The sequence below is a fragment of the Shigella sp. FC1967 genome, from assembly GCF_001743005.1.
Lineage (GTDB): Bacteria > Pseudomonadota > Gammaproteobacteria > Enterobacterales > Enterobacteriaceae > Proteus.
Genome location: NZ_MIIZ01001179.1, coordinates 1 through 541 on the forward strand (window position 1 = coordinate 1; position 541 = coordinate 541).

A 541-nucleotide genomic window follows, 5' to 3' on the forward strand; every position below is an offset into this window, starting at 1 on the left:
AAAGACGCGACCAAAGCAGAGATTAAAGCAGCTGTACAAAAACTGTTTGAAGTCGAAGTTGAAAGTGTTAACACTCTGCTGATGAAAGGCAAAGTGAAACGTCACGGTCAGCGTATTGGTCGTCGTAGCGACTGGAAAAAAGCTTACGTCACCCTGAAGGAAGGCCAGAATCTGGACTTCGTCGGCGGCGCTGAGTAAGTCGGAGGAGTAAAGAACAATGGCAATTGTTAAATGTAAACCTACGTCTCCGGGCCGTCGCCACGTAGTTAAAGTGGTAAACCCTGAGCTGCATAAAGGGAAACCTTATGCGCCATTGCTGGAAAAAAACAGCAAGTCCGGTGGTCGTAACAACAATGGTCGTATCACTACCCGTCATATTGGTGGTGGTCACAAACAGGCTTACCGTATTGTTGACTTTAAACGCAACAAAGATGGTATCCCTGCGACAGTAGAACGTCTGGAATATGATCCAAACCGTTCAGCTAACATCGCTTTAGTGCTGTATGCTGATGGTGAACGTCGCTACATTCTGGCTCCAAAA

1 protein-coding gene and 1 pseudogene are annotated in these 541 nt (G+C 46.6%); both read left to right on the forward strand.

Annotation, left to right across the window (positions count from 1 at the left end):
- Nucleotides 1-198: 50S ribosomal protein L23 (gene rplW / locus BHE89_RS20005; protein WP_128860747.1), on the forward strand; the 198-nt coding region annotated here is incomplete at its 5' end.
- Nucleotides 199-217: 19 nt separating this feature from the next.
- Nucleotides 218-541: pseudogene (locus tag BHE89_RS20010) on the forward strand (50S ribosomal protein L2); the annotation flags it as partial.